This is a genomic window from Nocardioides pyridinolyticus (assembly GCF_054653575.1).
Window position 1 is genome coordinate 68,031 of record NZ_BAAIFY010000007.1, and the last position, 14,172, is coordinate 82,202.

The following is a 14,172-nucleotide window of genomic DNA, read 5'->3' on the forward strand; positions in this document are numbered from 1 at the left end:
GGGCACATGCCCGAGGACCGTGCGCGACCGGCGCGCCCGCACCACAAACTGACCGAGGACGGCCGGCGGATGCGGGAGGTGCTGACCTACTCCCGCCGCGGCAGCCGGTTCACGCCGCGGCAGGCCGAGGCGTGGGGCACGTACGCCGAGCAGTGGTGGCTGCCGGACGAGGCGGTCGACGCGGACGGGTTCACGCTCGCCGGCATGTTCGACCGGACGGCGCCGCTGGTCGTGGAGATCGGCTGCGGCATCGGGGAGGCGACGGCGGTGCTCGCCGCGGCCCGTCCCGACCACAACGTGCTGGCCTTCGAGGTCTGGCGACCCGGTGTCGCCGACAGCCTGGGCCGCATCGGCGAGGCCGGGCTCACCAACGTGCGGATGCTCAGCGTCGACGCGGTCTGGTCGATGGAGCACCTCGTCGAGCCGGGCACCCTCGCCGGCCTCTGGACCTTCTTCCCCGACCCGTGGCACAAGAAGCGGCACCACAAGCGCCGACTGGTGAACCCCGACTTCGCGCACCTCGCCGCGACCCGGCTGGCGCCGGGCGCCGAGTGGCGGCTGGCGACCGACTGGGCCGACTACGCCGAGCAGATGGTCGAGGTCCTCGACGCCGAGCCGCTGCTCGAGGGCGGCGTCACCGAGCGGTGGGCGGAGCGCCCGGTCACCCGGTTCGAGCGCAAGGGCCTCGACGCCGGCCGGGAGATCACCGACCTGCGCTACGTCAGGGTGGCGGCGCGGTAGTACGCCGGACCACGAGCCGGGTCGGGAGCACCACCTGCTCCGGCACCCACTGCTTGCCCGAGAGCCCGGCGAGCACCTGCTGGGCCGCGACCCGGCCCTGCTCGTGGACGGGCTGCGCGACGGTGGTGAGGTCGAAGAACTCGGCCATCTCGTGGTCGTCGATGCCGATGACCGAGACGTCCTCCGGCACCCGGAGGCCGAGCTCCCGCGCGGCGCGGATGACGCCGATCGCCATCTCGTCCGACGCGGCGAAGATCGCGGTGGGCCGGTCGGGTCGGTCGAGCAGGGCCAACCCGGCGCGCGACGCGCCGGCGGCGCTGAACTCGCCGTCGGCCTCGAGCGTCGGGTCGTGGTCGAGGCCGGCCTCGGCCAGGGCGCCGCGGTAGCCGGCGACACGAGCGGCGGGCGCGGTGAAGTCGAGGACCCCGTCGACCGCGCCGCCGACGTACGCGATCCGCTGGTGGCCGAGCCCGGCGAGGTGGGACGTCGCGCAGCGGGCCGCGGCCTCGTCGTCGATCCGCACGGTCGCCCAGCCGGGGACGTCGGCCCCGACGATCGTGACCGGCCGGCCGAGCTTGTCCAGCCGGGCCAGCTCGTCGGGGCTGGGCTTGAGGCTGAGCACCAGGACGGCGTCGACTCGCTTGGTCAGCAGGCTGGTCTCGAAGACCCGGTGCCGGGCCGACTCGTCGCCCGCGAGGTTGTAGAGCAGCAGGTCGTACCCCGCGCGCCGGAGCACCTCCTCGGCGCCGTGGACGACCGCGGCGAAGAACCAGCGGGTCACCCACGGCACGATCACCGCGACGGTGCGGGTCTGGCCGCTGGCCAGGCCGGCCGCGCTGGGGGAGGGCACGTAGCCGAGCCGGCGGGCGGTCTCCATGACCCGGCCCCGGGTCTCCTCCGAGACGCCGGGCAGACCGCGCAGGGCGCGGGAGACCGTCGCCGTCGACATCTCGACCTCGCGCGCCACGTCCTTGATCCCGGTCATGTTGGGAGCGCTCCCATTCCGTCGGCGTACGGATTAGGGTGGCGCGCATGACCCAGCACCTGCCGGACGGCTCCCGCCTCTCCTACGGCGTCGCGACGGCGGCGTACCAGATCGAGGGCGCGACGACCGAGGACGGCCGCGGACCCTCCATCTGGGACACCTTCGCGAACACCCCGGGCGCGACCCGGGACGGCAAGGACGGCTCGGTCGCCTGCGACTCCTACCACCGCTACGCCGAGGACCTCGACCTGGTCGCCGGCTCCGGAGTCGGCTGGTACCGCTTCTCCGTCGCCTGGCCGCGGATCGTGCCCGCGGGCACCGGCCGCGTCGAGAAGCGCGGCCTGGACTACTACGACCGGCTCGTCGACGCGGCGCTCGCGCGCGGTGTGCAGCCGACCGCGACGCTCTACCACTGGGACCTCCCGCAGGCCCTCGAGGACCGCGACGGGTGGCTCAACCGCGACACCGCGGAGGCCTTCGCCGACTACGCGATGGTCGTCCACGACCGGCTCGGCGACCGGGTGAAGGTCTGGGCGACGCACAACGAGCCGTGGTGCGCGGCGTACCTCGGCTACGCCGCCGGCGTGCACGCCCCCGGCCGCACGGAGGGCGGGGCCGGGCACCGCGCGGCCCACCACCTCAACCTCGGCCACGGCCTCGCCGCGGCCCGGCTCCACGAGGCCGGCGTGACCGACCTCGGCATCGTCCACAACCTCGCGCCGTTCTGGCCCGAGGACGAGGCGGCCGCGCAGGCCGCCGACGAGCTCGACGCCGTCCGCAACCGGGTGTGGCTCGGACCGCTCGTCGACGGGGCGTACGACGAGGGCCTGCTCCGCGTCGCGCCCGAGCTGGCCGACCCGTCGCTGGTGCGCGACGGCGACCTGGCGCTGGTCCGCGGCTCGGCCGACTGGATCGGCGTCAACTACTACACGCCGTTCCGCCCGACCCTGGCCGATCCGGGCGTGGAGCGGCACCCGGAGGTCGACGCCTACCCGGGCGTCACGCCGGTCTCGTTCGTGGTGCGTGAGCCGCGCACCGACATCGGCTGGGAGGTCGACGCCACCGGGCTCGAGGCGATCCTCCTCCAGACCCACGAGCGCACCGGGCTGCCCCTGGTGGTCACCGAGAACGGCGCGGCCTGCCCCGACACCAGCCTCGACGACCAGGATCGGATCGGCTACCTGCGCGACCACGTCGCCGCCACCGAGCGGGCCCGCGCCGCAGGCGCGGACGTCAGGGCGTACATCGTCTGGACGCTCCTCGACAACTTCGAATGGGCGGAGGGCTACACGAAGACCTTCGGGATCGTACACATCGACCCCGAGGACCAGACCCGGACGCCGAAGGCGTCCTACCACTGGCTGGCGGAGCACATCGCGTCCGGGTCCGGTCCGACGGGCTGAGTCCGTCAGCCCTTGACGCTTCCCGCGAGCAGGCCGCGCACGAAGTAGCGCTGCAGCGCGAGGAAGACGATCAGCGGCACCACGAGCGCGACGAACGCGCCCGCCGACAGCAGGAACCAGTCCTGTCCACGCGTGCCCGACAGCTCGGCCAGGCGCACCGTGAGCGGCGAGGTCTGGAGGCTGCCGCCGCTGAACACCAGCGCGACGAGCAGGTCGTTCCAGACCCAGAGGAACTGGAAGATGCCGAACGCCGCGATGGCGGGCGCCATGAGCGGCAGCATGAGCCGGCTGAAGATCTGCACGTGCCCGGCGCCGTCGACGCGGGCCGACTCGATCAGCTCGCCCGGGATCTGGCTCATGAAGTTGTGCAGCAGGTAGATCGCCAGCGGCAGCGCGAACATCGAGTGCGAGAGCCAGATCGTGTAGAAGCCGCCGCCCGGGGCATCGGCCCCGGCGAGGCCGAGGTCCACGTAGAGCGTGAGCAGCGGGATCATCGTGACCTGGATCGGGACGATCTGCAGCGCGAAGATCGCGACGAACAGGATGCTGCGGCCCGGGAACTGCATCCACGCGAACGCGTAGGCCGCCATCGTCGCGATGGCCACCGGGATCAGCACCGCCGGGAGCGTGATGACGATCGAGTTGATGAAGTACGTCGCGAAGTCGGTGCCCGGGTCGTTGAGGACGTAGTCGTAGTTGTCGAGGGTGAAGGACGGGTCGGTGAAGACCGTCCACCACCCGCTCGACGTGACGTCGCTCTCGGGCCGCAGCGAGGTGATGAACAGGCCGATCGTCGGGACCGTCCAGAGGACGGCGATGACGACCGCCGTGACGGACGCCCAGGGCGAGGTGAGCGCCTTGTGGGCGCTGCTGGCCGCGGTCTCCTGGGCGACGACGGCCTCGACGCCCTTCTCGTCCGGGATGACGGTGCTCATCGTGCCTCCAGCTTGCGCATCTGACGGACGTTGTAGATGACGATCGGGACCACCAGCAAGAAGATCAGCACGCCCAGGGCGGAGCCCAGCCCGCGGTTGCCGGCCGTGAAGCTCTGCCGGTAGAACTCGTAGGCCAGCACGCTGGTGTCGAAGTTGCCGCCGACGGTCGTGCGCACGATGTCGAAGGCCTTGAGGGTCGTGATGCTGATCGTCGTGAGCACCACGATCAGCGAGGGCCGGATGCTCGGGACCGTGATGAAGCGGAACATCTTCAGACCGCTCACGCCGTCGAGCCGTGCGGCCTCGACGATGTCCTCGGGGATGGCCTTGATCGAGGCCGACAGGATCGTCATCGCGAAGCCGGCCTGGACCCAGATCATGATGACGATGAGGAACAGGGTGTTCCAGGGCGCGTCCTGCAGGAAACGGTAGGTGTCGAAGCCCAGCACCTTGAGGATCTGGTTCGCGATACCGATCTGGTCGCTCTCGGTCTGGCGGTAGTCGTAGACGAACTTCCAGATGAGCGACGCGCCGACCAGGGAGATCGCCATCGGCAGGAAGATGAGCGCCTTGGCGAACTTCTCGAACCGGGCGCGGTCGATGAGGACGGCATAGACGAGCCCGATCCCCGTGGAGAACAGCGGGACCAGGGCGACCCAGAGCACGGTGTTGATGAGCACCTGGATCTGGGCGTCGTCGGTGAAGATCGTCTGGTAGTTCTCGAACCCGACGAACTCCTGGAGGTTCCGGCTCCGGAAGGAGTTGTAGATCGTGACGAGGGCCGGGTAGACCAGGCCGACGCAGATCAGGGCGACGGCCGGGAGGATGAACGCGGCCGACTGTGCGATCTCGCCGCGGCGCGATCGCAGGCGTTGGGTCGCGAGGAGGATCACGGCGACGACGGCGAAGAACACGCCGACCGCGATCAGCATCTGGGCGAACTTCTCGCCTGTGGACATGTGGGACTCCTGTGGCTCAGGGCGCCGGACCGGAGGCTCGGCATCCGCGTGGACGAGGAGAGGGACGAAGGCGGAGGGGGCCCGCCCGCCGTACGACGGACGGGCCCCCGATGTTTCCGCAGGCCGGCTGGCGCCGGCGACCGGTCACGGCCAGGACGCCTCGATGTTGTCGAGGGTGTCCTCCGTGCTCTGGTCCTCACCGATCCACGCGGTCATCTCCTTCCAGAAGGAGCCCGCGCCGACCGCGCCCGGCATCAGGTCCGAGCCGTCGAAGCGGAAGACCGCGTCGGGGTTCTGCAGGATCTCGACCGAGACCTTGTCGATCGGGCTGGCGACGTTGGCGATGTCGAGCTTCTTGTTGGCCGAGACGAAGCCGCCGCGCGTGGTGGCCTTGCCCTTCTCGTTCACCCACACGCCGCCGGAGATGTAGGTCATGAAGGCCTGCACCTCGACGTCTTCCGAGAACGCGGTGACGAACTCGCCACCACCGAGGACCGGGCTGCCGAACTCCTCGCCGATCGGCGGGAGGTAGAAGGCGAACGCGTCGCCGTCCTCCGACACGTCGGTGCCATCGGGCCAGTTGGCGGCGTAGAAGCTCGCCTGGCGGTGCATCGCGCAGTCGCCGTCGAGGATCGGCAGGCCGCCGTCGGTGAACTCGGTGCTCGCGATCGAGCGGAAGTCGCCGAAGCCGCCGTTGACGTAGTCGTCGTTCTTCAAGATGTTGCCGACGGTGTCGAGGCCCTCGACCACGGCCGGGTCGTTGAAGGGGATCTCGTGGTTGACCCACTGGTCGTACACGTCGGGACCGCCGGTCCGGAGCAGCACGTCCTCGAGCCAGTCGGTGGCCGGCCAGCCGGTTGCCTCGCCGGAGCCGATGCCCGCGCACCACGGCTTGATGCCGCTGTCCGCGATGGTGTCGGAGAGGGCGAGCATCTCGTCCCAGGTGGTCGGGATCTCCCAGCCGTTGTCGGCGAACATCTTCGGGGAGTACCACACGAAGGACTTCACGTTGGCGGTCAGCGGCGGCGCGTAGAAGGTGCCGTCGACCGTGCCGTAGGCCTTCCAGTCCTCGCCGTAGAACTCGTCGACGTTGGCGGAGACGCTCTCGGGCGCCTCGACGACGGCGCCGGTGTCCTCGACCAGGGTCTTGAGGAGGCCCGGCTGCGGGACGAACGCGACGTCCGGCGGGTTGCCGGACTGGACGCGGACGACGAGCTGGGTCTCGAACTCCTTGGAGCCCTCGTAGGTGACCGTGGCGCCGGTGCAGGTCTCGAACAGCTTGAACGAGTCGATGTAGGGCTGGTCCTCGGGGGCGACGATCGAGGTGTAGATCGTGACGTCCTTGCCGTCGAGGTCACCGAAGTCGGCGAGCTGCTCGAGGCCGTCGCACTCGGCCATGTCCTCGCCCGGCCAGGTACCGCTGGCCTCGCTGCCACCGCCGCCTTCGTCGCCACCGCCACAACCGGCGAGGACGAGCCCCGTGCTGACGAGGGCGGCCGCGACGGCCATCCCTCGGCGGGTGTTCCGTGATCGCATGCGTGCATTCCCTTCTGCAGTGTCAGCAGGTCCGTCCCTGGGTCCACGCTCCGGAGCCTGCTGTCCGTCGAGGACGATGCAAACGTTTACGTAACCGCCCGTCAAGGCGCCGCAATAACGTTTCCGTAACGCAGGTCACATTTCGTGGGAACGCTCCCACAGCTCCATGGCCCTGGTCCGCGCCGTTTCGCTAGCGGACAGGTCGTCAGCAGGTCTGGACCGGACGCGCGATCTCGGGAGCCGTCCCCGGGGAGGTCAGCGACGCCGGACCAGGCGTCGCCGCAGGTCGGCCTCGCGGGCGAGCCGGGCGCTGTCGCGCTCGCGTCGGGCGGCGACCACCGCCGCCAGGAACGCCTCGGGAGCGGTGCCGGGCGGAGGGGGCGGGGCGACGTACTCGCCCACGGCGGTGGCCAGCTCGGTGCCGATCGTCGCGCGCGAGGCCGGGTCGATCGCCGGCAGTCGGCCGAGGAACTGGCGGACCGCGAGCGCGAGGCCGGTCGGGAGCGACGCCATGTCGGCCGACTGCGCCCACGCGGCGAGGTGCGGCGGCATCTGCGCCGGGTGGGCGAGCTGGAGCTTCACCCGCTCGCGCACGACATAGGTGCCGGCGGCGTAGTCGCCCAGGCGCTTGCCGCGCGAGCTCAGCAGAGCCGAGAAGAACGCGGGACCGCCGAGGAACACGTAGATCTCCACCACGCCGATCAGCGCGCGGACGAAGGCGTGCTGGAAGGAGATCGGGCCGGCGTCGTCGCGGACGGTGCGCAGCCCGAAGGCCAGCTTGCCGATCGTGCGGCCGCGGGTCAGCGTCTCCATCGCGGTCGGGAAGACCAGGAACGACACGATGACCGAGGCGAGCATCGCCACCTCGGTCAGCGCCTCGCTGGAGCGTAGGGAGGCGATCACCAGCCCCATGACCAGCGCGATCAAGAGCACGAACGTGATCACGACGTCGAGCAGCCCGGACGCGATCCGCGACCCGAGCCCGGCCGGGGGCAGGTCGAGCGCGACCGCCTCGCCGGTGACGAGGTCGTCGGTGGTCAGCGTCGCGAACTCGGGGGCCGCCATGGTGCGGTCAGTCTAGGCTCGGGGCATGGACCTCGACGCGTACGTCGCGGCGCACGCGGCCGAGTGGCAGCGGCTCGAGGTCCTGACCAGGACCCGGCGGCTCAGCGGTGCGGAGGCCGACGAGCTCGTCGAGCGGTACCAGCAGGTGGCGACCCACCTGTCCGTCGTCCGCACCTCGGCGCCGGACCCGTCGCTGGTCGCGCACCTCTCCTCGATCCTCGCGCGGGCGCGCACGAAGGCCGCGGGCACGCGCACGGGCACGTGGCGCGGCGTGCGGCTGTTCTTCGTGGAGCGGTTCCCGGCGGCGCTCTACCGGCTGCGGTGGTGGTGGCTGGGGACCATGGCCGCCTGCGTCGTCGTCACCGCGGTGATGATGATCTGGCTGCTGGAGCACCCGCTCGTCGAGCAGAGCCTGCTGTCGCCCGAGGAGGTCGACCAGTTGGTGCGGCACGACTTCGAGAACTACTACAGCGAGTACGCCGCCAGCCACTTCGCCGCCCAGGTCTGGGTCAACAACGCGTGGGTGACGGCGCTCTGCCTGGCGCTCGGCATCCTCGGCGTGCCGGTCGTGTACCTGCTCTTCACCAACCTCGCGAACGTCGCCGTCATCGGCTCGATCATGATCCGCCACGACCACGGCGCCCACTTCTGGGGGCTGATCCTCCCGCACGGCCTGCTCGAGCTCACCGCCGTCTTCGTCGCCGGCGGCGTCGGCCTGCGGCTGTTCTGGTCCTGGGTCGAGCCCGGAGGGCTCACCCGCGCCCAGTCGCTCGCCCGCGAGGGCCGCACGGTCGGCACCGTCGCGCTCGGCCTGGTCGCCGTGCTGCTCGTCAGCGGCGTGATCGAGGGGTTCGTGACGCCCTCGCCGCTACCCACCTGGGCCCGCGTCGGCATCGGCCTCCTCGCCGAGGCGGTCTTCTTCGCCTACGTCTTCGTCCTCGGCCGCAACGCCTACCTCCGCGGCCAGAGCGGCGACGTCGACGGGGCGCTGGTGGAGGACCGGGTCGCTACGCAGGCGTGAGGCGGCGGGAGGTCATACGGGCTGGCTGCCCGAGCGACCACCTCGCATGACGTCCTGCTGCTTGGGCAGGTGACGGCGAGCGCCGTCAGGTCCGGACGTGCCCCTGGGCCCACCGGACGAGCGGGGCGAGGAGGCCGACGGCCTGGTGGCCGGCCTCGGTGAGGGAGTACTCGACGTGCGGCGGGACGACCGGCCGCGCGTCCCGGACGACGAGGTGGTCGGCCTCGAGGGTCTGGAGCGTCTGGATCAGCATCTTCTCGCTGACGCCGGCGATCTCCCGCTTCAGCTCGCTCCAACGCAGCGTCCGCCCGTCGAGGGCCAGCAGCACCAGCACGCCCCACTTGCTCGTCACGTGCTCGACGAGCGTGCGGGTGTCGGGGCAGGCGGTGTCGAGCTGGAGGTCGCGGACGAGGGCCATGGCGCCGATCATACTCACCTGCGGGTGGGTACCCCACTTCAAAGTAGGTACTGCCCGGAGGGAAGGTACCCGCCGTCGACCGGGTTGGGACGGGTGCACCCCGCACCCGAACCTGGAGGAACCCATGTCCTACGTCGTCACCGGAGCCACCGGCCACCTCGGCCACCTCGTCGTGGAGGCCCTGCTCGAGAAGGGGATCGCGCCCGGCGACGTGGTCGCCACCGGCCGCTCGGTCGAGAAGCTCGCCGACCTCGCCGACCGCGGCGTGCGGGTCGAGCGGCTCGACTTCGACGCCGTCCCCGAGACGGTGCCCTGGCTCGGCGCGGGCGACGTCGTGCTGCTCGTGTCGGGCAGCGACGTGGGCCGCCGGGTGCCCCAGCACACCGCGGTCGTCGAGCTGGCGCAGCGCGCCGGCGCCGCCCGCATCGTCTACACGAGCGCGCCCGCCGCCGACGACACCGACCTGGTGCTCGCGCCCGAGCACGCCGCCACCGAGCAGGTGATCCGCGCGAGCGGTCTGCCGTTCACCTTCCTGCGCAACGGCTGGTACACCGAGAACTACGTGCCGGCGTTCGAGCGCGCCCGCGAGACCGGCGTGGTCGCGGGCAACACCGCCGACGGCCGGGTCGCGAGCGCCCCGCGCTCGGACTTCGCCGAGGCCGCCGCGGTCGTCCTGACGACCGACGGCCACGAGGGCGCCGTCTACGAGCTGTCCGGCGACGTGGCCTGGGACTTCGACGAGCTCGCCGCGACCTTCGCCGCGGTGCTGGGCCGCGACGTGACCTACGCGCGGCTCACGCCCGAGCAGCACCGACAGGCGCTGCTCGACGCCGGTCTCGACGAGGGTACGGCGGGCTTCGTGGTCGCCCTCGACCAGAACATCGCCGACGGCCTGGTCGCCGTCACCACCGGCGACCTGGCCGAGCTGCTCGGCCGGCCGACGACCCCGCTGCGGGAGACCGTCAGCGCCTGGTCCCGATGACCGCCTGACCGGCGATCTCGGCGCGGAGCCCGGCGGCCTCCATGAGCGCCGCGCTGGTGGGCGCCTGCCGCTCGCTCGACTCGACGAGCACGCGGCCGCCGGGCGCCAGCCACTCCGGCGCCCCGGCGATCACCCGGCGCTGCACGTCGAGGCCGTCGGGCCCGCCGTCCAGGGCGACCCGGTGCTCGTGGTCCCGGGCCTCCGGCGGCATCAGCGCAATCGCGCCCGTTGGGACGTAGGGCGCGTTCGCGACCACGGCCGCCACCCGGCCGCGCAGCTCGCGGGGGAGCGCGTCGTACAGGTCGCCCTCGAACACCCGCTCCGGCGGGAGGTTGTGCCGGGCGCAGGCCACCGCGGCCGGGTCGATGTCGGCGGCGTACACCTCGACGTCCAGGTGCGCTCGCAGCACTGCGCCGATCGCGCCGCTGCCGCAGCACAGGTCGACGACGACGTCGCCGGGGCGCAGCCCCCGTTCGGCCGCCGCCACGAGGGCGGCCGACCGCTGGCGCGGCACGAACACCCCCGGCGCCACGACGACCCGCTCGCCCATCAGCTCCGCGAACCCCACCACCAGCTCCAGCGGCTCGCCGGCGACCCGGCGGGCGACCATCGCGGCCAGCGCGTCCGCGTCCGGCGCCTCGCGCAGCAGCAGCGCGGCCTCGTCCTCGGCGAAGACGCAGCCCGCGGCGCGGAGGGTGGCCGCCAGGGCTGCTGCCGGGGGCGGGGCGTCCATGGCCGATGATGCTCCCATGCCGAGCGTCTCCACCCAGATCACCTGGATCGTGGTCGGGTATGCCGCCCTCGTCGCCGTGCTCGCCCTGGTGCTCGCCCTCCGCAGGGGCGAACGCCCGGGCTGGCTCGACCAGATGGTGTGGATGCTCGAGGCGCTGCTCGTGGTCCGCGCGCTCGCCGGGCTGTCGGCGTTCTCCGGCGACGGTCCCGGCTCGACCTCGACCTACGTCGGCTACCTGCTGGCCTCGGTGTGCGTGCTCCCGATCGCGATGAAGTCCGTCGAGGGCGACCGCGCGGTCTGGTCCTCGGCCCTGGTCGCGGTCGCCGCCGTCGCGGTCGGCGTGCTCGCCGTACGCCTCGAGATGACGGCATGACCCACCCGGCCCGGTCCGGCCCGCACCAGGTCCTGCTCGCGGTCTACGCGCTGTTCGCGCTCGCCGCGGGTGCGCGCTCGCTGGTCCAGCTGATCACCGAGTACGACGAGGCGCCCCTGGCCTACTGGCTCTCGTTCGCGGCCGCGCTCACCTACGTCCTCGGGTGGTGGGCGATCCGGCGGGCGGCGGTCGGCCGCACCGGGTTCGCCGCCGTGATGCTGTGGGTCGAGCTCGCCGGGGTGGTCACCGTGGGGACGCTGTCGCTGGTCGAGCGGGACTGGTTCCCGGACGCGTCGGTGTGGTCGGGCTACGGCATCGGCTACGGGTTCGTCCCGCTGGTGCTCCCCGTCGCCGGCCTGGTCTGGCTGCGCCGACAGAAGAGCGTGGTCTGAGATCTCGAGGCACCGACCTCGGCGCTCGCCCAGCTGTAAAGCGGCGGCCGGCTACCGCGTCGTGATCACGGGCGAGCCAGTACGTCACCGGCGAGCTGCTCGAGATCGACGGCGGCATCCAGCAGCCCACCGTGGACCTCGGGTTCCTCGACCTGGGCCCCTAAGGTGACTGGGTGACCTCGTCAACCACCTCCACCGCCCACGCCGTCTCCCCGGACTCCGGCGAGCACTGGAGCAAGGAGGGGGCGTGGCAGGTGGCCGAGGGGATCCACCGGATCCCGCTGCCGCTGCCGATGGACGGCCTCAGGGCGGTCAACGTCTACGCGATCGAGGCCGACGACGGCCTGGTCCTCGTCGACGGCGGCTGGTCGATCCAGGTCGCGCGCGACCTGCTGGAGCGCTGCCTGCGCGACGTCGGCTACGGCTTCGGCGACATCCGGCGGTTCCTCGTCACGCACGTCCACCGCGACCACTTCACGCTCGCCACGGTGCTCGGGCACGAGTACGGCGCCGACGTCGCGCTGGGCCTCGACGAGAAGCCCGCCCTCGACCTGCTCAACGGTGGGCTCGAACTCGACGGCAACCCGTTCCTCGGCGTCCTGCGCACCGCGGGTGCCCACGAGATCGCCGACATCTGGGCCGCTGGCGACGACGGCGAGCGGCCGGACCCGATCTCGTGGCAGTACCCCGGCAGCTGGCTGTCCGGCGACCAGCAGGTCAGGGTCGGCGCCCGCACGCTCGACGCCGTGCACACCCCCGGCCACACGCCGGGCCACTACGTCTTCGCCGACCAGCGGGCCGGGCTGCTGTTCGCCGGCGACCACGTGCTGCCGACGATCACGCCGTCGATCGGCTTCACGGTGCCGCCGGTCGCGAACCCGCTCGGCGACTTCATGGCCTCGCTGACCCGCGTGCGCGCGCTGCCGGACCTCACCGTCCTGCCCGCGCACGGGCCGGTGGCGCCGTCCTCGCACACCCGCGTCGACGAGCTGCTGGTCCACCACGAGCACCGGCTCGACCTCAGCCTGGCGGCGCTCGCCTCCGGGCCGCGGACCGCGCACCAGGTCGCCCAGGAGCTGCCGTGGACCCGCCACGACCACGCCTACCCCGAGCTCGACGAGTTCGCCCGGGGCATGGCGTCGATGGAGACCAAGGCGCACCTCGACCTCCTCGTCGCGCAGGGCCGCGCGACCGCGACCGACGGCGCCGACGGGGTCTCGTACGCCGCTAGCGTGTGAGCCGCATCGGGACGTGCGGGATGCCGTCCTCGAGGAACTCCTCGCCGGCGGCCTCGAAGCCGAACGTCGCGTACCAGGACGCCAGGGGTGACTGGGCGTCCAGCACCACGTCGCGCCCCTTCGACACCTGCAGCGCAGTCTCCATGACGGGGTCCGCCCAGCCGCGACCCCGGGCGCCGGGCGCGAGCAGGACGCGGCCGATGCGCCAGACGTCGCCGTCGTCGAGCACCCGCGCGTATCCCAGCAGCACATCGTCGTCCATCAGCAGCACATGCCGCGTCTCGGGCTCGACGTCACGGGCGTCCAGGTCGGGGTAGGGACACTGCTGCTCGACGACGAAGACGTCCTGGCGGATCTTGCAGATGCCGTAGACGGCGTACGGGTCGAGCATCTCGAACGAGACGGCCAGCACCTTCATCGCAGGAACTCGCGGATCGCGGCGCGGGCCTCGCGGGCCTCCGGGACGCCCGGCAGCAGCGGGTAGACGTGGATGAGCCCGGGCGCCTCGACGTAGCTCAGGTCCCAGTGGGCCTCGGCGGCGCGCCGGGCCAGCAGGCGGCAACCGGGCGTGAGGGCGTCGCGCGTGCCGCAGATCATCAGGGTGGAGGGCAGCCCGGTCAGGTCGGCGAGCGCCGGGGAGGCCTCGGGGCGGCCGAGGTCGTCCGCGGAGCCGGCCCACCACGCGGCGTACGCGCGGAGCTTGCCGAGATGGAGCCACGGATCGCGGCGGGCGAACTCCTCGGACTCGGGCGTGCTCGTGGTCAGGTCGACCCATGGTGCGAGCAGGACCATCCGGCCCGCCTGCGGCCCGCCGCGCTCGCGCAGCGTGAGGGCCAGGGCGAGGGCGTAGCCGCCGCCCGCGGAGTCGCCGCCGAGCAGCAGCTCGTCGGAGTCCTTGGCCCACCGGGACGCGAGGTCGGCCAGCGCCTCGTGGGAGTCGCGCCAGGTGTGCTCGGGCGCGAGGGGGTAGTCGGGCAGCACGACCCGCAGGCCGAGCCGCGAGGCCAGCGACGCGACGAAGCGGACGTGGGCCGGGTCGATCCCGGCGACGTACCCGCCCCCGTGCAGGTAGACCAGCGTGCGGTGCGGGTCGGTGCCGCGCGGGGTGATGACGTAGGACGGGAACTCGCCGGCCGGGCCGCGCAGGACCTCGGTCACCACCGAGAACCGCTGGGCGAACCGACGCCCGCCCGGCGCCTTCCGGTCGAGCGTCGCGTGCCAGCGCACGATCCGCTCGCGCTCGGCTTCGACGCTGTCGAGCTCCTGGCTCCTGCGGAGGCGGGGGACGACCCGGGCGAGGAACTCGTGGCGTCTGCTCGGCATGCGCCCAAGGTAGTCGTGTCCACCAGGGCGACCTCGTCGGCCGGTGTCCAGCGCAAGGGTCTAGTCTC

The 14,172-nt window shown here is 72.3% G+C and carries 16 protein-coding genes; 7 read left to right on the forward strand and 9 right to left on the reverse strand.

What is annotated here, in order from left to right; all coding sequences use genetic code 11:
* Positions 1-6 precede the first annotated feature (6 nt).
* A complete protein-coding gene (gene trmB, locus ACYQ0U_RS08400) occupies positions 7-741 on the forward strand; it encodes a tRNA (guanosine(46)-N7)-methyltransferase TrmB (protein WP_459971548.1) in 735 nt (244 codons plus the stop codon).
* Here trmB and ACYQ0U_RS08405 read toward each other — a convergent pair.
* A complete protein-coding gene (locus ACYQ0U_RS08405; RefSeq protein ID WP_459971550.1) occupies positions 722-1,726 on the reverse strand; it encodes a LacI family DNA-binding transcriptional regulator in 1,005 nt (334 codons plus the stop codon). The genes trmB and ACYQ0U_RS08405 overlap by 20 nt on opposite strands.
* A 47-nt stretch (positions 1,727-1,773) precedes the next feature.
* Between ACYQ0U_RS08405 and ACYQ0U_RS08410 the strand changes: the two genes are divergently transcribed.
* Positions 1,774-3,129 carry a GH1 family beta-glucosidase gene (locus ACYQ0U_RS08410; RefSeq protein WP_459971552.1) on the forward strand — a complete coding sequence of 452 codons (1,356 nt, stop codon included), beginning with the start codon at positions 1,774-1,776 and terminating at the stop codon, positions 3,127-3,129.
* A gap of 5 nt (positions 3,130-3,134) precedes the next feature.
* Here ACYQ0U_RS08410 and ACYQ0U_RS08415 read toward each other — a convergent pair whose 3' ends face one another.
* From ACYQ0U_RS08415 to ACYQ0U_RS08430, 4 genes are all read right to left on the reverse strand, one after another.
* Positions 3,135-4,064 carry a carbohydrate ABC transporter permease gene (locus ACYQ0U_RS08415; RefSeq protein WP_459971554.1) on the reverse strand — a complete coding sequence of 310 codons (930 nt, stop codon included), beginning with the start codon at positions 4,062-4,064 and terminating at the stop codon, positions 3,135-3,137.
* Entirely contained in the window at positions 4,061-5,023 is a 963-nt protein-coding gene (locus ACYQ0U_RS08420) for a carbohydrate ABC transporter permease (RefSeq protein WP_459971557.1), read from the reverse strand. The genes ACYQ0U_RS08415 and ACYQ0U_RS08420 overlap by 4 nt, the downstream gene beginning before the upstream one ends.
* Before the next feature lie 144 nt (positions 5,024-5,167).
* Positions 5,168-6,559 (reverse strand): ABC transporter substrate-binding protein, encoded by a 1,392-nt coding sequence (locus ACYQ0U_RS08425; RefSeq protein ID WP_459971559.1) that lies wholly within the window; start codon positions 6,557-6,559, stop codon positions 5,168-5,170.
* A 255-nt stretch (positions 6,560-6,814) separates the two neighbouring features.
* Entirely contained in the window at positions 6,815-7,624 is an 810-nt protein-coding gene (locus ACYQ0U_RS08430; protein ID WP_459971561.1) for an RDD family protein, read from the reverse strand.
* A gap of 25 nt (positions 7,625-7,649) precedes the next feature.
* Here ACYQ0U_RS08430 and ACYQ0U_RS08435 point away from each other — a divergent pair, with 25 nt between their 5' ends.
* Entirely contained in the window at positions 7,650-8,645 is a 996-nt protein-coding gene (locus tag ACYQ0U_RS08435) for a stage II sporulation protein M (RefSeq protein WP_459971563.1), read from the forward strand.
* Positions 8,646-8,730: 85 nt separating this feature from the next.
* Here ACYQ0U_RS08435 and ACYQ0U_RS08440 read toward each other — a convergent pair whose 3' ends face one another.
* On the reverse strand, positions 8,731-9,063 hold the full coding sequence (locus ACYQ0U_RS08440) for a winged helix-turn-helix transcriptional regulator (protein WP_459971565.1): 333 nt from the start codon (positions 9,061-9,063) through the stop codon (positions 8,731-8,733).
* Positions 9,064-9,187: 124 nt separating this feature from the next.
* Here ACYQ0U_RS08440 and ACYQ0U_RS08445 point away from each other — a divergent pair, with 124 nt between their 5' ends.
* The gene (locus tag ACYQ0U_RS08445) at positions 9,188-10,045 is read left to right on the forward strand and encodes an SDR family oxidoreductase (protein WP_459971567.1); all 858 of its coding nucleotides are present in this window, start codon (positions 9,188-9,190) and stop codon (positions 10,043-10,045) included.
* Here the strand turns inward: ACYQ0U_RS08445 and ACYQ0U_RS08450 are convergent.
* Positions 10,026-10,778 (reverse strand): putative protein N(5)-glutamine methyltransferase, encoded by a 753-nt coding sequence (locus ACYQ0U_RS08450; RefSeq protein WP_459971569.1) that lies wholly within the window; start codon positions 10,776-10,778, stop codon positions 10,026-10,028. The two genes, ACYQ0U_RS08445 and ACYQ0U_RS08450, sit on opposite strands and share 20 nt — an antisense overlap.
* A 16-nt stretch (positions 10,779-10,794) precedes the next feature.
* On the opposite strand from ACYQ0U_RS08450, the gene ACYQ0U_RS08455 reads away from it, so the two are divergent.
* The 3 genes from ACYQ0U_RS08455 to ACYQ0U_RS08465 all read left to right on the forward strand — a co-directional run bounded on the left by ACYQ0U_RS08455 (position 10,795) and on the right by ACYQ0U_RS08465 (position 12,781).
* Positions 10,795-11,151 (forward strand): hypothetical protein, encoded by a 357-nt coding sequence (locus ACYQ0U_RS08455; RefSeq protein ID WP_459971571.1) that lies wholly within the window; start codon positions 10,795-10,797, stop codon positions 11,149-11,151.
* Entirely contained in the window at positions 11,148-11,543 is a 396-nt protein-coding gene (locus ACYQ0U_RS08460) for a hypothetical protein (protein ID WP_459971573.1), read from the forward strand. The genes ACYQ0U_RS08455 and ACYQ0U_RS08460 overlap by 4 nt, the downstream gene beginning before the upstream one ends.
* 173 nt (positions 11,544-11,716) lie before the next feature.
* Positions 11,717-12,781, forward strand: coding sequence for an MBL fold metallo-hydrolase (locus tag ACYQ0U_RS08465; RefSeq protein ID WP_459971575.1), 1,065 nt, complete (start codon positions 11,717-11,719; stop codon positions 12,779-12,781).
* Here the strand turns inward: ACYQ0U_RS08465 and ACYQ0U_RS08470 are convergent.
* Positions 12,771-13,199, reverse strand: a complete 429-nt coding sequence (locus tag ACYQ0U_RS08470) for a GNAT family N-acetyltransferase (protein WP_459971577.1) — start codon at positions 13,197-13,199, stop codon at positions 12,771-12,773. The two genes, ACYQ0U_RS08465 and ACYQ0U_RS08470, sit on opposite strands and share 11 nt — an antisense overlap.
* Positions 13,196-14,104 carry an alpha/beta hydrolase gene (locus tag ACYQ0U_RS08475; protein ID WP_459971579.1) on the reverse strand — a complete coding sequence of 303 codons (909 nt, stop codon included), beginning with the start codon at positions 14,102-14,104 and terminating at the stop codon, positions 13,196-13,198. The genes ACYQ0U_RS08470 and ACYQ0U_RS08475 overlap by 4 nt, the downstream gene beginning before the upstream one ends.
* Between the last annotated feature and the right edge of the window lie 68 nt (positions 14,105-14,172).